This window comes from Sphingobacterium corticibacterium (assembly GCF_004208525.1).
GTDB lineage: Bacteria > Bacteroidota > Bacteroidia > Sphingobacteriales > Sphingobacteriaceae > Sphingobacterium > Sphingobacterium corticibacterium.
The window spans coordinates 279,862-297,575 of sequence record NZ_SGIT01000002.1 but is presented as its reverse complement, the minus strand read 5'-3'; the positions used below and the strand labels follow the sequence as shown (position 1 = coordinate 297,575).

At 42.1% G+C, this 17,714-nt stretch carries 13 protein-coding genes; 5 read left to right on the top strand and 8 right to left on the bottom strand.

What is annotated here, in order from left to right; genetic code table 11:
• Positions 1-109: 109 nt before the first annotated feature.
• The 6 genes from EWE74_RS09955 to EWE74_RS09930 all read right to left on the bottom strand — a co-directional run bounded on the left by EWE74_RS09955 (position 110) and on the right by EWE74_RS09930 (position 10,414).
• A complete protein-coding gene (locus tag EWE74_RS09955) occupies positions 110-970 on the bottom strand; it encodes a sugar phosphate isomerase/epimerase family protein (RefSeq protein WP_130141405.1) in 861 nt (286 codons plus the stop codon).
• Positions 971-987: 17 nt separating this feature from the next.
• Entirely contained in the window at positions 988-3,420 is a 2,433-nt protein-coding gene (locus EWE74_RS09950) for an endo-1,4-beta-xylanase (RefSeq protein ID WP_130141404.1), read from the bottom strand.
• A 101-nt stretch (positions 3,421-3,521) separates the two neighbouring features.
• Positions 3,522-5,174 carry a RagB/SusD family nutrient uptake outer membrane protein gene (locus tag EWE74_RS09945; protein ID WP_130141403.1) on the bottom strand — a complete coding sequence of 551 codons (1,653 nt, stop codon included), beginning with the start codon at positions 5,172-5,174 and terminating at the stop codon, positions 3,522-3,524.
• Between the two features lie 21 nt (positions 5,175-5,195).
• Positions 5,196-8,411 carry a TonB-dependent receptor gene (locus EWE74_RS09940; protein WP_165384685.1) on the bottom strand — a complete coding sequence of 1,072 codons (3,216 nt, stop codon included), beginning with the start codon at positions 8,409-8,411 and terminating at the stop codon, positions 5,196-5,198.
• A 204-nt stretch (positions 8,412-8,615) separates the two neighbouring features.
• A complete protein-coding gene (locus EWE74_RS09935; RefSeq protein ID WP_130141401.1) occupies positions 8,616-9,755 on the bottom strand; it encodes a FecR family protein in 1,140 nt (379 codons plus the stop codon).
• Positions 9,756-9,835: 80 nt separating this feature from the next.
• The gene (locus EWE74_RS09930; RefSeq protein ID WP_130141400.1) at positions 9,836-10,414 is read right to left on the bottom strand and encodes an RNA polymerase sigma factor; all 579 of its coding nucleotides are present in this window, start codon (positions 10,412-10,414) and stop codon (positions 9,836-9,838) included.
• 220 nt (positions 10,415-10,634) lie between these two features.
• Here EWE74_RS09930 and EWE74_RS09925 point away from each other — a divergent pair, with 220 nt between their 5' ends.
• The 5 genes from EWE74_RS09925 to EWE74_RS09905 all read left to right on the top strand — a co-directional run bounded on the left by EWE74_RS09925 (position 10,635) and on the right by EWE74_RS09905 (position 16,172).
• Complete coding sequence (locus tag EWE74_RS09925) at positions 10,635-12,341, top strand: tetratricopeptide repeat protein (RefSeq protein ID WP_165384684.1); 1,707 nt, start codon at positions 10,635-10,637, stop codon at positions 12,339-12,341.
• Complete coding sequence (locus EWE74_RS09920) at positions 12,331-13,113, top strand: DUF4292 domain-containing protein (RefSeq protein ID WP_130141398.1); 783 nt, start codon at positions 12,331-12,333, stop codon at positions 13,111-13,113. The genes EWE74_RS09925 and EWE74_RS09920 overlap by 11 nt, the downstream gene beginning before the upstream one ends.
• 78 nt (positions 13,114-13,191) lie before the next feature.
• A complete protein-coding gene (locus tag EWE74_RS09915) occupies positions 13,192-14,463 on the top strand; it encodes a murein hydrolase activator EnvC family protein (protein ID WP_130141397.1) in 1,272 nt (423 codons plus the stop codon).
• A 76-nt stretch (positions 14,464-14,539) separates the two neighbouring features.
• Positions 14,540-14,746, top strand: a complete 207-nt coding sequence (locus EWE74_RS09910) for a twin-arginine translocase TatA/TatE family subunit (protein ID WP_130141396.1) — start codon at positions 14,540-14,542, stop codon at positions 14,744-14,746.
• 127 nt (positions 14,747-14,873) lie between these two features.
• Positions 14,874-16,172: a lytic transglycosylase domain-containing protein gene (locus EWE74_RS09905; protein WP_130141395.1), complete on the top strand. Its 1,299-nt coding sequence runs from the start codon at positions 14,874-14,876 to the stop codon at positions 16,170-16,172.
• Between the two features lie 7 nt (positions 16,173-16,179).
• Here the strand turns inward: EWE74_RS09905 and EWE74_RS09900 are convergent, their stop codons facing one another.
• Together EWE74_RS09900 and EWE74_RS09895 are read right to left on the bottom strand one after the other, a co-directional pair.
• Positions 16,180-16,695, bottom strand: coding sequence for a phosphoribosyltransferase family protein (locus EWE74_RS09900; protein WP_130141394.1), 516 nt, complete (start codon positions 16,693-16,695; stop codon positions 16,180-16,182).
• A 90-nt stretch (positions 16,696-16,785) separates the two neighbouring features.
• Positions 16,786-17,361 carry a C40 family peptidase gene (locus EWE74_RS09895; protein ID WP_130141393.1) on the bottom strand — a complete coding sequence of 192 codons (576 nt, stop codon included), beginning with the start codon at positions 17,359-17,361 and terminating at the stop codon, positions 16,786-16,788.
• Positions 17,362-17,714: the final 353 nt, after the last annotated feature.

The following is a 17,714-nucleotide window of genomic DNA, read 5'->3' as shown; positions in this document are numbered from 1 at the left end:
GTGTCGGGGATTTTATATTACGAAAACGTGATTCGATCCCGAAGGAACTGTAAAGCGTTTTTTGCAAACACTTTACAGTTTTTATCCTTGTTACACAGAAAAAATCCTGTTATTTCTGAAGAATGTCGTTTAAATAAGCAATAGACTGAGGTACCTGTTTGTAATAAATCGGACTTTCATCTTCAATATAATAATGTTCAATAGCAGATTGTTCTGCTGCCTTCAAGATAGCAGGTAGATCCAACTGCCCGGTTCCCAATGCTACGCCATTTTTCACATCCGTTCCCCCCGATAAATTTCCAGTAACCCCTTTTTTTAGATCCTTCAGATGCATTAACTTGAATCTTTTTCCGTAGTTCTCTAACAGTTGTATCGGATCTGCTCCCGGAAAGAATGCCCAAAATATATCCAGTTCGAAGCTAACATATTCAGGGTTTGTGTTTTTCATGATATAATCAAAAATGGTCCCGTTTTCATACGGATGAAACTCGTATCCGTGGTTATGGTAACAGAACGTAATATCAAACTCATCCTTCAATATTTTCCCCGCTGTATTGAAATCTTTCACCGCTTTTTGAGCATCTTCAATAGAAAATGGCGCGTTGTGGGATATCCAAGCGACTCGTACGTATTTCGCACCTAATATCCGGGCATTCTCGCCTACCTCTCTTGTTTTATTGGTCAAATCATCATAGCCGACGCCGAAAGACGAACAATACATTCCTCTTTCGTCAAGTAGCTTACGTATTTCCCCGGCAGTTTTACCGAATAGGTTAGAAAACTCCATATCCACAACACCTAGGGACTTGATCGTATCAAGAGTTGCAGCCATATCTTTCTGTAAACTCTTCCGATAGGTATAAGATACCATGCCGATTGTTTCGGGAGTAAGCGGTTTCCAGGTAAAGGAACATAAAATCATAATTGATAATAGTCCTGAGGCTATTGCCGGCACAAATAGTTTTTTCATATTTAATTTAGTTATTCTTATTGCCCCATCCATTCTTCCATAAGCTCTGCGTTATAAAATTCAATATTATCTATATAGACGACATCATTATCGCTATTTCCTCCGTCATTTAAACGTAAATGTATTGACGTAAGGGCATCCATCTGATTTGGTGTCACGGCTATATCTACGTAAGACCAAACACCAAATTCCGGTTGAGGCGTAATATTGAGTGTCGGATCTTGTCCATTATACTTCCAGCTAACAAACCTTCCGGAGGTAATCGGGTTGTAATACATAAACCTGACACGGTTGAAATTCTTCCCCCATACCTCGTCGGATATATCCACGGTTGGATTGCTCGCTCTTCTAATATAAATATTTAATTGCTGGCTTGCAAAGCTCTTTGTTACCATGAGCACTTTATCACTGGTATTTAAGCCCGATTTCAAGGGGTTGTTCACCACTTCTACAACGGCAGCATCCGGTCCTCCTCTAAATTTGATATCCTTCACCCCACTTTCAAAATTATCTAAAATAAAGGTGTGCGGCCTTACTTTCCCCATGACGTCGTCGGTATTCCGAATATCCAATCTGATATCACCTCCTTCACTTCGTATGATACCGATGAGGTTGTCAACCTGTTCCGGATAATCATTACCTGCAAAAGTCGCGTTTTGTCGTATCATTGATTTAACGGCACCACTTGCATTGGTATATTCCAATATCCCGGTATACTTCCCATTTCCTCCCGAAAAACTGCCGCTACCTAATTTTACCAATGTACCTGTCCAATCTTTTTTGTTGGCAAGTATCTGGTCGATAGTTGTTTCATTAGGTATAATGATTTTGTCTCCCAGTTTTTGAATATGATCCGTCGGAATATCCTTTAATGTAAACTCATCATATACCTTCGCCAGCGTACGTTGTGATACAATCACTTCTACTTCATCTCCTATATTCAAATCGGCTTCTCCTGTCATCTCTATAAAAAGCCCCCCTTTGTTGTTATCTTCTTGTAATACAATAGTTTTATTGTCAATATTTCTGCTTTTATTATCCGAGATAACGATGCCTTTGATTTTAATGTCATCAGGTAAAATAATAGATTCTTGTGATGATAAGTTAGCTTTCAATTGTTCAAAAGTAATCAGATTTGGCGTCCTCTTTACTGTTACCAGTAGCTGGGCACTGCTTCCGTCTTCTCCTGTGATGGCAATGTTTGTTGTTCCTTCTGTTGTACCCGTTATGACAAGTTTAGTTCCTTTAATAACAGCCGTTGCTGCCGCCGGGTTGGAATTTTCGCTTACAACATACGGTGACATCCCCCCCGAAATGGCTATTTCCACTTGGGCATCCGAAAACAAATTCAGTGATGCTTGGTCAAGAGATACGGGTACCATTTTATCGCCTTTTCGGTAAATTCCTTGCAAAAGTCCTCGATAGGCTGTTTTCCGTTGATAGTTGCTGTCGAAAACCAATGGCCAATCCGGATTATCCCGCATGAACGAATTGGCATCAGATACTCCCCAAAAAGTAATGCCGAACTGCTGTTCTTCCGGCAAATCCAACATGGCCTGGGCTACCGCCCGATAAGCCTCCTGTTGCCGGATCGCTAAAGCCTCTGTAAATGTCGCGTTAGGATTTTGATCCGGGTTTACTGCAACATCGAGCTCTGACACATGTATCAACAGTTTGGTTGTGGCCGCGGACATGATGGCATACCGCAGATCGTTGATCGACCGGTTGGTGTTGGTATGCATTTGCAGTCCGATGCCATGGATAGGAACACCGGCATCCACCAAGCTGTCTGCCAATTGTTTGGTTGCTAACCGACGGTTGTGGCTGTATTCATGCCCATAATCATTGTAGAAAAGCAGTGCGTCGGGATCAGCTTCGTGTGCAAACTGGTAAGCTAAGCCAATGTACTCCTGGCCAATATTGGTCAACCAAACCGAAGGGCGTAAGGAACCGTCATCCAGGATGATTTCATTGAGGACATCCCAGGAGGCGATTTTCCCTCGGTAGCGACCTACTACGGTCTGAATATATTCACGCATAATCGCTATCCATTCTTCTTTGGTTCCCGAAAATCCGCTGACCCAATCTGGTGTATGTCGGTACCACAGTAACGTGTGGCCATGTATCCGGATGTCGTTTTGTACTGCAAAATCAACCAAATAGTCGGCATCGTCCCAGAAGTATTCCCCACGGCCTGTGCTGATGAAATTCATTTTCATGGCATTTTCGGCTGTGATGCTGCTCATTTCTTTAATTACCGTTTGACGGTAGGTTTCGTTATCGCGCAGCGCGCCCATTGTGATGGCTGCTCCCATGGGGTATGGAGCCTCACGTAGTGTTTCAATAGCTGCTTCAGGGTAGCCGGAAATACGGTTGTCTGATTCAAATTTTTCGACTTTACATGTGGTAAAGGCGGTCAAAAAAAATGTTAGATATAGTATCGTTTTCATCTATTTATTTTTTTCTTATGGCTGATGAGAGCTCGAGTATATAATTACTGCCTGGTTTGTCAATGCTTATTTACATCTCGGTTTCATCGTTTAGGTTTCTATTAGTTATACCCAGGATTCTGTTTAAGTGGATGCCCGGTATTGGCGTCAATGATTCGCTGTGGGAACGGCAAGAGCGTATGGAACGATTGAATGCCTGTACCACCGTCGCGCTGACCAGATGCAATCGGGTTGTACAATCGTGTCCGCTCGATCAATTTACCGGTACGCATGAGTGTTTCCCGACGCGGTTCTTCCGTCACAAGCTCGCGGGCTCTTTCGTCAAGGATATAATCCAATGTAACGTCGCCCGTGGAAACAGGCGTTGCATTGGCGCGTTGGCGCACTTGGTTGATGAAAAATGCGGCACCATTACTCTCACTATTATTTCCTTGCATATGTAGTGCTTCGGCAAGTAACAGGTAGGTGTCCGCCAATCGCAGATAGGTCTGGTCAGCATAGGAATAGCTCTCTCCATACCGCGAAGGATTATCGTACGTCCAATCCCATTTTCGGGTACTAGCCCAAATGTGGTTATTGGTTGTCATTTGAGATGCAGACATGTGGCACATGATGGTATTTCCATCCCGATCCACATAGCTTTTCCGAATAGCATGTTCGCTAAACCGATCGTCCGACGACTCATATATAGAAAATACCCAAGCCGTAATTGCGGCACGCCCGATACCCCTTCCGCCATACTCAGGCGAATACTCGATGTTTCGGTTGTTGTATGCCGAGACCCACGTGCGACGCATCGTATTGCCGTACGCCCCCAGGATATTGTCGACATCGGAATTTGGAAATACCCAAAGAGCTTCGGTATTGCCCTGGCTGGGTAGGATGTTGCCGTCATAGAATTGATCCATAAACGCGCATCCTGGCTCGTTTCTGCGGACGCCGTAGCGCTCGGTAATCAATCGGTAGTTTGGGTTATCAACTACTGCCCTAGCCTTGGCCTCTGCCTGTTCGGGTTTATTTTGCCAAAGATACAATTCAGCGAGATAATGCTGCGCAATCGCCTTTGACAACCGAGCGACATCGTTGGAATTATCTGGCAACCATTGTTCTGCAAAAAGCAGATCCTCTTCAATTAAGGCTTGGATGCTTTCTACCGGATCCCGTTGCCAATCGTCCCGGTAATTCTCTCCGGTGATTTCGGTCGTATTGATCGGAACGGGTCCGAACGTCATGACCAGATGACGATAGGCCCACGCACGGATGAGCCTGGCATGGGCGACCATTTCATTCTTATTTGCCTCGTTTTCCACTTCATTTCCCCCTTGCCAATCGACCTCGGGGTTGTCCGAACGGGCAATCAGTAAATTGGCGGAACTGATACATCTGTACAGGATGAGGAATATTCCTGGTCTTCCTTCGGTGTCACCATTTAAAAATTGCATCATTCCGTTTAGGTCGGCTGTCGTATATTGATTGAGGCCTCTCGTCCACGAAAGTTCTGTATTTGCCCAGCCGATGTCCGTGCCGATTTTCCATATTACACCTAACTCGGCGGATTGAATGGGCTCCATGCGTTCCTGCCTTGGGAAATGGAGCAGTGCGTTTTTGGCCAGTTTAAAGCCGTTCAGGTCGGTATAGAGGTTATCTGCGTAAGTCTCGTCTTTTGCAACTTCGTCAAGAAAGCTGTCGCTGCATCCGACCAGTAATACGGTCAGTGTCAGTAGTATGAATAGCTTGTATGCGTATGTTTTCATGATTGGGTGTGATTGAAATGATTAAAATCCGATTCGCGCACCGAAAAGAAATGTTCGTATTTGCGGAATGCCGAAGTCAGATTCGTATTCGGGATCCATCCCTATGTAACGAGTTAACGTTAGTACATTTTTCACGTTGTTAAAAAGTTCTAGACGATCTACATGTATTTTATTGGTAATCGATAGGGGCAGTTTATACGCCAGCGAAATATCGCTCAAGCGAATAAACGAAGCGTCGTTCGTCTTCCCGAAATAATTGAGGCCATAGGGGTTGGAATCGTCCCGATTCGCGGGGTAAGTGTTGATTTTATTTTCCGGTGTCCACCATTCCCGTTGACGGATGGTTGTTGATCCATTGAAGTAGGTATTCATATGTTCGGTATAACGAGTAGCCCCCTGAGATGCATAGATGAAGAAGCTTAGCGAGAGATCCCTGTAAGCGAACGTGTTGGTGAAGCCAATCGTGTATTTCGGGAAGTTCTGGCCGATTATATGCCGGTCATCCACCGTGATGGCACCGTCGTTGTTGTAGTCCTTTACCCGAACATCGCCTGGTCTTGCCGTGGGCATGTGCGAGTTGAGTATATCGTCGGTTTCCTGCCATATCCCGTCAAACCCATAGGTATAAATGACACCTATTGGCTTGCCGATAAACCAACTGCTGGCCACGTTATCCAACGGATTCCCTGCTTCATCAAACAATCCGACGTCTACAATTTCGTTTTTGGCGTAGGTAAAGTTGGCATTGGTTTGCCAAGAGAAGTTATCGCTTTGTACATTGATTGAAGATAACGCCACCTCAATACCGTTACTCTTTGTCTGACCAATGTTCTGCCGGATGGTAGTCACGCCGTTGATTTGAGGGATTTGTTTGTTCAGTAACAAGGACCGGGTATTGGAAAAATAGGCGTCCACAGTTCCGGATAACCGATTTTTGAGTAGGGCGAAATCCCATCCGATATTGAGCTGGCGCGTGGTTTCCCAACTAAGGGTGGGATCGGCCAGCTGGTTAGGATAGAAGCCGATCAATGGGTCGCCAGCGTTATCCAGGTAATATTGGTTGGCCATGGTCGGCATTGACGAATAGGCACTGATGGCCTGGTTGCCGCTTTCGCCCAGCGAAAGCCGCAGCTTCGAGCGATTTAGCCAAGTGAGGGATTGCATAAAAGATTCCCGTTCCATATTCCACCCAACAGCTGCAGAAGGAAAGACGCTGTATTTGTTGTTCGCGCCAAAAGCGGAAAAGCCATCGCGGCGCACCGTGAAGGTAAACAGATACCTGCTGTCGTAGCTGTAGTTCGCACGAAACATTTGTGATAAGGAAGATTCTTTGGTATATTGATCCGATGGGGTCAGGGTGGTGGCCAACCTGAATTGGTAGTACGACATGTGATCGCCCGGAAACCCTACACCGGAATTGTCGTGAAACTTCGTTTCGTACGCCCGGGCGGTATAGACCCCAGTTAGGAAGATATTATGCGGCCCGAAATCCCGCGTATAACTTAGGATGTTTTCAATGGACCATTCTTCTCGGTTTTGATTGTTTACCGTTGCAGAGCCACCCACCTGGCTGCCTCGTAGCGTGTTGGAGGCAGAACTGTATTGTTCGATTAGCCTGGTTCGGTAATTGTAGCCCGTCAACGTCTTGAACGAAAGCCCTTCGACAAAGGGGAAATCGACCTGAATGTAGTTGTTGGTCAATATCCGTCTGGCTACATCTTCTTTTTGGATGTTTAATCCTTCCAATGGACTTACAATGTTCAAGTCGTCCGGATTGGGTTGGAAATTCAAGTTTCCGTCCTCGTCATAGGGTGCTGTCAGCGGATTCATCCGGCTGGCGTTGCTGATATTGGCTCCCTCACCGGGACGATCGTAATAGCCTATGGTAGATGCTGTACCGAACGTTAGCCACGGGGTGATCTCGGTATCCATATTGATCCGCAATGCATAACGATTGTATACGTCATTACGGGCGACACCATCGGTTCGGGAAGCATTTCCGGCGATAAAAAACTTTGTTTTTTCCGCTCCACCCGAAATGGATAGGTTGTGATCCTGTTTAAAGCCGGTCTGTGTCGCATAGTCCAGCCAATCGGTATTCACGCCGTTTTGGTATTGCTGTTCCTCAAACGAACTGACGAACCCCATGCGCTGTTGTTTGAAATTATAAAACTGTGTAGCATCCATCATATCCGGCCGGTTGATGATGTTGCTGGTGCTGAACATGGATTCCAGCGCGATACGGGTTTTACCTGCAAGGCCCCGCTTAGTGGTGATCAACATGACACCATTAGCTCCACGTGCCCCATAGATCGCGGCAGAAGAAGCGTCCTTTAGTACTTCGATCGATTCGATATCGTTCGGACTGATTTCCGAAAGGAATCCTTCGAACTGGATACCGTCCAATACGATCAATGGTCCGGCATCGGCGTTGATCGAATTCTGTGCGCGTACCCGTAGCCGGGTATCTCCTTCGGCACTGGTTCCGGTGTTGGTGATGTTCACCCCCGGAAGCTTGCCTTGTAACGATTGCACCACATTGGAGTAGGGCATATTTTCGAGTTCTTGTGGTCTGATGGATACAATGGCACCTGTTACGTCGCTTCTTTTCTGTGTGCCATATCCAACCACGACAACTTCATCTAGGTTGGCGTCCTGTATTTTCAATACCACATTTATTTCCTGTTTCCCGGCAATGGAAACTTCTTCTGTGGTATAACCTACATAACTGAAGACTAAGGTCGTGTTATTTCCGATAATTTCGATGTCGTACAATCCCTGTTCATTTGTCTTGGTTCCCCTTGTCGTCCCTTGGAATTGCACAGTCACATCTGACATTGGTTCACCTTGTTCGTTGATCACACGGCCGCGAATAACCGCTTGCAATGTGGCTGTGTTTGTTGTGCTGATAGGTGTCGCTGTTTCTTTTTTTGGTCGAATAATAACCGTTTTCTGATCCACGGTATAAGTGAGACGTGGTTGTCCTTTGAAAATGTACTCGAGCACGTCTTCCAACGGTTTGTTTATCTGGCTTAGCGTTACCGGTACAGCATGTTTTATTAGCAAATCCGGATTGTACAGAAAATCATAAGCGGTCTGTTTTGTTACCTCTTTTAGTACATTTTCCAACGACATTTGGTTGGCATTCAATGTCAATCTTTGTGCCTTCAGGTCGTTGGCATGTATTTGTATGATTAAAAAAAGAGATAGTAATACGAGCTGTATTCTCATCATCATTCTTCTAAATGTTATTGTGTGTATAAATCCCCTCCATACAATAACATGGTTGTAAAAATTCATATATTTGAATTGAATTTTAGGGTTAGCAATATATTTTATGTCCTTATTATAAGATTTGATCTGCGACTCCCTAATGATTTTCGCCGGGTTCCGCTGCAATCGGAATCCGGTTTTCATTTTGGGATACTCCACAGATTGGCGTTAGCGTCGTACCATAATCCTCCTTTCTTTTGTTTGAAATTGTACGCTTTCGGTGAGTGATATCTTACGTAATACATCTTGTATGTCATCGAATCGAGATATGGAGCCAGTGAAAGTAATTCCTTCTGTAGATTCCAAATAAACAATCTCCACATCATACCAACGTGCAAGTTGTTGCATGATATTCTTTAAAGGTGTATCGTTAAACACAAACTTCCCGTTTTTCCAAGAGATAGCATCAGCAGCGTTAACATGTGATTTAGTAAAGCGGTTATGCTGTAATACTACTTGTTCATTAGGTTGAAGCAATAGATCATCATGTCCCATATCGGATGTTTTTTTCACCAACACCGATCCCTCTAGCAACGTAGTCGTTTTTTTGACATCATCTGGATAGGACGTAATATTAAATTTGGTTCCTTTGACGATGGTTTGCTGATCTGTGGATGTAACGATAAAAGGTTTTTGTTTATGATGGGCGACCTCAAAATACCCCTCGCCAACGAGCTCTACTTCACGTGTATTCCCTGTAAAGGCAATCGGAAACCGAAGAGAGGAAGCGGCATTGAGCCACACGATGGAATTGTCCGGTAGGACAACCTTATATTGTCCTCCGCGAGGAGTGGAAATGGTATTGTATATCTGCTCGGTTGTGTGGCCAAGAACCTCTTTTATAGCATATGTCAATGTGCCGTCATCCATTTTAGTGATGGTAATGCCATTTTCGGAGAGATGATCGCCTACAGCTATACTATCCAGATGGATGGTGCGACCGTCTGCAAGAGTAAGCAACGCTTGATCACGACCAGCCTGTATTGGAGCTTCTTGGGATGAATGCGCGATGTGATGTGTAGAAGACTTTGTCGATTTATTTACAAGAAAGCCGATACCAACGAGAAGGATTACCGACGCTGCAGCTACTGCTATTTTACGCAAAGTCCATATCTTTTTACGCTGCACTTCACTATCAAGTAACTGCCACACATCCGCAAGATGCTCTTCAGCCAACTTCGAATCAATTTTGAATTCCGTATCGTAATGTTTTCTATACCACTCTTCAACCCATATCCGCTCTTCTTCGGTACATTGATCATTTACATAACGACGCAGAATATCTTTAGCATGTTGTTGTTCTTTCAATTGTTTCTCCCTGTTTTCGGCTTATATACAAGAAGAGACAATCGAAACGAGTGTATGGGGGTAAAAAAAATGAATTATTTTTAAAATCCCGTAAAGTAGAGGAGTATGAAAAGGAGGCCAAGTCGTAAACGCAGGATTTTGAGCGCACCTTTTACATGGCTACGGACACTTTGCTCACTGATATGGAGCTGTTCGGCGATTTCTTTGTGAGAGAGGCCTTCTTTTCGGCTAAGTTCAAATACGGATCGCATTTTGGGAGGTAAAGAAGCTATCTCTTGTTCAATAAGCTCCATAAGCATTTTTTCTCTGACGCGATGGTCAGTGTCCATTTGGACATGTTCAATAAATCCCTGTAAAGAGTTGATGTATTCGTCTGCTCGTTGACTTTTGAGTTGTTGGTTGATGACGCCGTTCCGTACAGCCTGATAGAGATAAGCCGTCAAGCTATCTTGTATGTATAATGTTGTTCTGTTCTGCCATAAATTTGAAAAGATATCGTGTACGATATCTTTTGCCTCTTCTTGATTTCGTAAGTGTCTAGAAGCATGTACATAAAGCAAGCCTTTATAACGATGATAAATGATTTCAAAAGCCAATCTATCTCCGTTCTGCACCTTGTTTAACAGGTCTTTTTCATCGGTAAAAGGCGATCTGTACATCAGATTTAAATTAGTTACTTGGCCAAATCTAAATAAAATATTTTGTAAAGAAAAAATCTAAAGAATAGTTAGTGTGTAAAAATGACAGCGAACGAAAAAGTATGAAAATTCAAAATTTAACCTATTTTAAGATACAAACACTAAACTTTTACTTTTTTTTGTCATCTTTATAAGGTGGGCTTTGTTCCCACGAATAAAATAAGAAAGAAAAGGGATGAATATGTTGAAAAAAATAGCTTGTATAGGATTACTTACCATCTTCGGATTGTTTTGCATAGAAAATATTTATGCGCAAGAGCAGGAAGGCGATAAGCCTTATAAGCAATTGTTAGTTGATGTAGAAGGAAGATTACGTACGGGGGATTTTGTAGGAGCGATAGAGAAACTGGATGATATTATCGCCAAATATCCCGATGCGGCAGAAGTGTATTATGCGAAAGCGCTTTTATACGGACAGGCCCGTAATTTTGATATGGCTATACCTATCGTAGAGAAAGCATGGGAGATAGAGCCTAAAAATATGTTATATGCCAACTATCTGGTCGAACTCCATAAAAGCAAAGGAGATCTGGCAGCTGCAGTTCCGGTAGTTGATCGCGCTATTGAAGCGCTCCCTGACAACGAGTCACTTTATCGGGAGAAAATGTTATTACTTCACGCATCCAAAAAATCAGAAGAGGCTTTACAGGTGTATGATGATGCGGTGGCAAAATTTGGAGATTCCGATACCTTGGATGTCATGAAAGCAGAAATGCTGGTCGATCTGGACAGAAAACAGGAAGCGGAAAAAATATTATTGGTTCGAATGCAGGACAATTCGGGGCTCCGCCAGGTGTACAGTACGTTGGGATTCATCTACATGGATAAAAATGCAACAAGGCAAGCCATACAGATCTTAGAGAAAGGGTTAAAAAATACGAACGATCCATTATTATATCTAGATCTTGCAGATGCCTATACCGCAGGCAAAAGAGGTAAGCAAGCTTTGGAGTCGTTACGAAAAGCTTTCGAATCGATGGATGTCAACTATATGGATAAGCATCGTGTCATGTTTACATTGTTGCGTGGCAAATCGGGATTTACACTGGAACAGATTCAGGGGTTGGCAAATATATTGGTGTTGAAGCATCCGCGAATTGCCGATAGTCATGTAGCGAAAGGTGATGTGCTTTGGCGTAGAGGGAATTTGCAGGAAGCTCGGTCTTTGTTTCTAACGGCTGTAGGCATTAATCGTGCACACGTCGATGCATGGCGTATGTTGATGAACGTGGAAATGGCACTTAATGAGGTGGATCAAGCTGTTGATCACGGTTTAGAAGCATTAGATGCCAATCCAAATAATCCGATGTTGTTGTATTTTACGGGGTTGGCGTATATGGTGAAAGATGATGGGGAGAATGCTCGTAAATTGATGGAAGCTGCGTTGGATAATAGCGGAGAAGATAATACATATTTACAATCGCTCATCTACGCAGGCCTTGGCGATTTATATCATAAATTAGAGTTGGCGGATGTTTCGGATGTGGCTTATGAAGAGGCTATAAAATTAGACAGTACAAATGCTACGGCTATGAATAACTATGCGTATTATCTGGCTGAACGCAAAGAGAAGCTCGATTTGGCCGAAAAGCTTTCTCGACAATCCAACGAACTGGAACCAGCATCTGCTACTTTTCAGGATACATATGCATGGGTACTTTTCCAGCAAGAGAATTATAAAGAAGCGTTAAAATGGATAGAAAAAGCAGTTCGCGGATCGTCTCCATCGGCAGTGCTGTATGAGCATTATGGCGATATCTTATTTAAATCAGGAAACAGTAAAGATGCATTGAAGCAATGGGAAAGAGCTTTGGCGGTGAGTGATGGGAGTGATATCGATGTAGAAAAATTGAAGTCGAAAATAGCAACAAAAAGTTATGTGGAGTAGAATAATTTTGTTGGTAATAGTCGGGACGTTAGTGTTTACTTCTTGTAAAACAAAGCGAAAAATAGCTATGCCATCGCATGATACGCCAGCAGAAATTAGTGCGGCGAATGCAGCGAGTATCAAGACTTTCGAAATGAATAATTTGGATTTTTATACATTCTCCGGACGAGCAAAAACAAAAATCGAGATGGGTAAAAATACACAGGACATTACGTTGAATGTACGGATAGAAAGAGATAAGGCTATCTGGATGTCCGTCACGGCCACATTAGGTATTGAGGTGGCTCGTATCTTCATAACGCCTGACAGTGTTAAAATACTTAATAAATTGCCGGGGGAGTATATCGCGAAACCTTTTTCTTATATATACAATTATACGAACCGCGGTATTACATTTGCGACGCTCCAAGATTTGTTAATGGCGAATGTGTCTTCGAACTTGTTGCGTGCGACCGATGTGCAGGTAGCCAGTGCTGTGGATGAGCTTATTGTTGTCGGGATTAAAGAACAATTATCCTATCAATACCGTATCAATAAGGAAAATAGACCTTTCCATTTCATCTTACAAGAAGTAGGAGGAGGAAACAATCTTGAGGCTTTTTATGGAGACTATGTAAAAACGGACGGCTATAATTTTCCGCAAGATATCGCGTTAAATATCGTAGGAGAAGACGTTTCGCTGAAAGCACGATTAGGATATAATCGTGTCTCTTTTAATGAACATATCGAAATGCCTTTTTCTGTTCCTAGTCGATATAAAGTAATAAATTAGGGACGATCATCATAAAAGCGCAAAATAATCTTTATTTTTGTAGGCTTATTTTTGCCGAAAAAAAGAGAAAAACGGTTCATGGATATAAAAAAAATACTATTTAGTTTCTTGTTTATTTGCAGTGTCGGGGTAGGACTGGTTTCTGCTCAAAGTAGCGCTGAATTAAAAAAGCAACGAGAGAAGATAGATGCAGAGATTGCGGAGTTAATGAAAATTGTGCGTGCCAAAACACAAGAAAAGTTACTTTCTCAAAAAGAGGTGAATGCGTTAAGTCGACAACTAAATCTACGGGAAGATAAAATCAAGACGATAAGTTCAGAATTACGGATTATTAATAACAATATCCAAAAGAATACGAAGGCTGTTAATGAGTTAAAAGCCGAGTTGGAAAAGATGCGGAAGGATTATGAGAAAATGATTCTCTTTGCTTTCCGTAATAAAAACGGGTATAATAAACTCATGTTTATTTTTGCTTCGAAAGATTTTAACCAAGCTTTTAAACGCGTGAAATATTTACAACAGTTTAATGACGCACGTAAGATAAAAGCTGCTGAAATTGAGGCTACTAAAAAGGAGATTGAGTTGAAAATTGCACAATTGGAGAGAGATCGTGAAATGCAAAATAAACTTTTGAAAGAACAGGAAGCAGAGAAAGCGATTATTGCTAAGGACCGATCTGCACATGCAAAAGAACTTAGCCAATTGCAAAAAGAAGAATCTACCTATAGAGGACAGCTCAGCCAGAAACAGCAAGAGAAAAAACGTATTGATGCGATGATTCAAGCGGCGATCCGTCGGGAAATCGAAGCACAGCGTAAACTAGCAGAAGAAGCACGGAGAAAGGCTGCAGAGGCAGAGGCCAAACGGACAGGTAAAACCGTAGAAGAAGTGGAGAAATCGACGCCGCGGAAATCAGATAGTGAAGTCCTTCGCTCTACACCGGAAGCAGCAAAACTATCTGCAGATTTCAAATCTAATCGCGGACGACTACCTTGGCCAGTGTCACAAGGAAATGTTGTGCGGAACTTTGGTTTCGAAACGGTAGAACGGAATGTGCGTATCGATAACTCTGATGTGGCCATTCGGACGGCTGATAACGCGCCGGTGAAAGCAGTCTTCGAAGGAGATGTAGTGCAGGTAATTGGAAGTTTTGTGGTGATAAAGCACGGGGAATATTTCACCTCGTATTCCAATCTGAAGAGTGTGTCTGTAAGGCGTGGGCAGAAAGTAGGAAGAGGACAACAAATTGGAACGGCAGGTGAGGATCCGGATGCAGGGTATTCGATTGTGAACTTTGGTGTCTTCCAGGGACAGACTGCAATGAACCCAGTTTCGTGGTTAGCAAAATAGTTACAGGAAATTCAGGATTTTAATTATATATTTGTAATGCGTTGATAATGAAAGCAACGCTAAGAATGTTAAAACTATGTATACATCGGGATTATTATTTATCGGGACGCAAGAGATTATTATCATAGTGGTTTTGGTTTTGTTACTTTTTGGTGGCAAAAAAATTCCAGAATTAATGCGTGGGCTAGGTCGTGGCGTGAAGGAGTTTAAGGACGGTCAACGAGAAGAGCCTAGTGAAAACCAAAACAACAACACAAATAATAACAATAACCCCCAGAACTAAATTAGAGGGTAAAAGGAAGAAATAAGAGTTTCGCAGAGTAATCCTCTACGAAACTCTTTTAGTTTTTTGACGTGAATATACTACTTGGGGAAAATTTACGTTTACATAAAAACACCGAGAATACCGTATGATTAAAAACCGTTTGTGGTTAATGCCTTTTTGTGTATTGGGATTACAATTCTCTTTACACGCTCAAGACATAGCCCATGTCGATATGGAGCCTGTTCCATTGCATTTGATAGAAGCAGTATCTAGCCAACGAAACATCATTATTTCTGGATTGGATTCGCTCAAAACATTATCTTATTGTGATCCATTACATACAGCTGAAGACTCATTGGTCTTTAATCGTATGCGTAAAATACAACAAACTATTCCATTAGCTCTAAACGAAAAAATAAAATCTTATATCGATAAATATAGCTCACGCAATTACAATCCTTATATGAGTAAGTTACAAGGATTAGCACAATACTATTTTCCGATATATGAAAAGATTTTTTCCGAAAGCCAGTTGCCTGATGAAATAAAATATATATCCGTTATTGAATCTTCGTTAGATCCGCATTTAGTATCGCGTTCTGGCGCAGTGGGATTATGGCAATTTATGTACCCCACGGCGAAAATATATGATTTGACGATGGATAGTTATGTAGATGAACGCAAAGATCCCTACGCAGCCTGCTATGCAGCAAGTCGCTATTTCAAGGATGCTTACGATGAGTTTAACGATTGGCTATTGGCATTGGCTTCTTATAATTGTGGAAGGGGATGTGTGCGACGTGCTATTCAACGATCGGGATTACAAAATCCGAATTTTTGGCAACTTTCTCCTTATTTACCGAAAGAAACACAAGATTATATTCCTAAATTCATCGCGATGACATACACATTAGAGCACGCAGATGAATACGGTATATTGGTATCTCCTACGGACTTCGCTTGGGAAGCAAAGCCTGTTATGGTTGAAAAGCCGATCGACTTGCAGCAAATTGCCCAAGCGGTCGATTTACCGCTGGAAACGATTAAGAAATTCAACCCTGCGTATAAGCGTTCAGTTGTAAACGCCAGTACAGAAAGTCCAAAGCGTTTGGTTCTGCCGGATACTGAACATTTGAATGATAGCTTGTTATATGTTGCGTTAAATAATCAGTTGGAGGCTTCATCCAGCATGCTGGCTAGTAATGATGATGCTTCTTCTATAACCAAACGTCCATCTAGCAAAGGGGAAAGGTCGATCACAGCTTCGAGGACTACTGCCAAACATTCGGCGACATATACGACGTATACTGTCAGAAAGGGAGACACATTGTCCCATATAGCAGCTCGATTTAAAGGCGTTACTGTTTCTCAGATAAAAGCCGATAACAACTTGCGTAGTACCCAGCTTAAAATAGGGCAGAAGCTAAGAATTAAAAAATCGTAAAATTATTTTACGACAACCAAGCAGCATCTTCTGTTTGGTCGAATTCTTCCAGTTCAACCTCCACATGTTCCTTTAATATTGTCGAGAGCTTAAGCCCATAATAATCGCTGAACAGGGGGAATTGGTGATGAGACCTATCAATTAATACTGCTGTCCGCATTTTCTTAAGGGGAACATTGAGGAATAAACCCAATCCATATGCTAAGGTTCGGCCGCTATTAAGCACATCATCAATCAATATAATTACTTTGTTTTTTGCTGTCTCAACCGGTACGTCTGTAGTAGCTTCTAAGTTTCTTTTCGTTTTCGAAACAGTAACTTTGATGAGTTCGGTTGTTTTTTCTGGAGCGATTTCTTGTAAAAGCTGTTGAAGTCGCTTCGCAAAAACGTAACCCCGGTCTGCAACGCCCACCAATACCAATGATTTTTCTTCGAAATTATCTTCAAGAATCTGGTATGCGATGCGGATAGATTTTTGATGAATCTGTTCTTTATCCAGAATAAGGGTTCGTTTATTAGACATAGTATATACGTTGATTACTGCCTATAAAAATACAAAAAAGGTTCGGATATCTATATATCCGAACCTTTTCTAATCATGTCTCAAGAAAAATTAGTGTAAATTTTTATCTTCATCATCGGATCCGGCATCCGCTAACATCGCTTCATTTATTTCCGACGGTCTGCCTCCGTTATAATAATATCGTTTCCAATAGGCTTCGTTAAGGTTGCTGATCATGACCCCTCTGCTAGAGGCAGCATGAGCAAACTTGTCATCTCCAAGATAGATGCCTACATGCGTAATCTGTCTGCTGCGGATCTTGAAAAATACAAGATCGCCCGGTTGCAGATCGTTTTTACGAATAGGTTTTACGTTTGCATATTGATTGCGGCTATTGTAGCCTATGGTCGTGTTAAATACATTTTCATATACAGCAAGTGAAAATTTAGAACAATCAATTCCCTTCTTAGAATCTCCGCCCAAACGATAGGGGGTACCTAACCATTCATATACGAATTGATATAGCTTCGTATTGGCCATTGCATTAGAGGCAACACCCATTATCTGTGAAAAGTATTCTTTGGCTAGGTTATCAGGATCGGAAGAAGTTGATTTTGCTGTTTGTGCCTGAGACACCGCACATAAGCCTACGAAAAGCATACCTGCTATCAGTTTTTTTGTATTCATTATGTTCGCCTATTTCACTTGATTTATGATACGTTTTTTTTGTTCTGTCTTATATTTTCTACAGAACTGAAGCAAATCTACTACATAATGTCTAGGCTTCCAAGCATATTTGTGATTATTTTAAGGTGTTTTAACGAATTTTAACATATTTTTTATTGTTTTTCAATCAAACTTCTTTTTCTTGCGTGTAGTAAAAGAACTACTTTTTCGAAAGATTCATTATTGAAATTTTAATGGAAATGAAAAAATATTTGATGGATTCAAATTAAAACTCCTATATTTATACCGTTTTTCAAAAATATGGAAAGTTTACACCTTATTATAACAACGATTATTATTACCACCGGCGCTAT

Excerpts from the sequence above, each read along its gene's own strand:
- EWE74_RS09930 (WP_130141400.1), bottom strand. The coding sequence starts at position 10,414 with ATGTACAGATCGCCTTTTACCGATGAAAAAGACCTGTTAAACAAGGTG.
- EWE74_RS09895 (WP_130141393.1), bottom strand. The coding sequence starts at position 17,361 with ATGAATACAAAAAAACTGATAGCAGGTATGCTTTTCGTAGGCTTATGT.
- EWE74_RS09905 (WP_130141395.1), top strand. The coding sequence starts at position 14,874 with ATGATTAAAAACCGTTTGTGGTTAATGCCTTTTTGTGTATTGGGATTA.
- EWE74_RS09940 (WP_165384685.1), bottom strand. The coding sequence starts at position 8,411 with ATGATGATGAGAATACAGCTCGTATTACTATCTCTTTTTTTAATCATA.
- EWE74_RS09945 (WP_130141403.1), bottom strand. The coding sequence starts at position 5,174 with ATGAAAACATACGCATACAAGCTATTCATACTACTGACACTGACCGTA.
- EWE74_RS09900 (WP_130141394.1), bottom strand. The coding sequence starts at position 16,695 with ATGTCTAATAAACGAACCCTTATTCTGGATAAAGAACAGATTCATCAA.
- EWE74_RS09950 (WP_130141404.1), bottom strand. The coding sequence starts at position 3,420 with ATGAAAACGATACTATATCTAACATTTTTTTTGACCGCCTTTACCACA.
- EWE74_RS09910 (WP_130141396.1), top strand. The coding sequence starts at position 14,540 with ATGTATACATCGGGATTATTATTTATCGGGACGCAAGAGATTATTATC.
- EWE74_RS09915 (WP_130141397.1), top strand. The coding sequence starts at position 13,192 with ATGGATATAAAAAAAATACTATTTAGTTTCTTGTTTATTTGCAGTGTC.
- EWE74_RS09920 (WP_130141398.1), top strand. The coding sequence starts at position 12,331 with ATGTGGAGTAGAATAATTTTGTTGGTAATAGTCGGGACGTTAGTGTTT.
- EWE74_RS09955 (WP_130141405.1), bottom strand. The coding sequence starts at position 970 with ATGAAAAAACTATTTGTGCCGGCAATAGCCTCAGGACTATTATCAATT.
- EWE74_RS09925 (WP_165384684.1), top strand. The coding sequence starts at position 10,635 with ATGTTGAAAAAAATAGCTTGTATAGGATTACTTACCATCTTCGGATTG.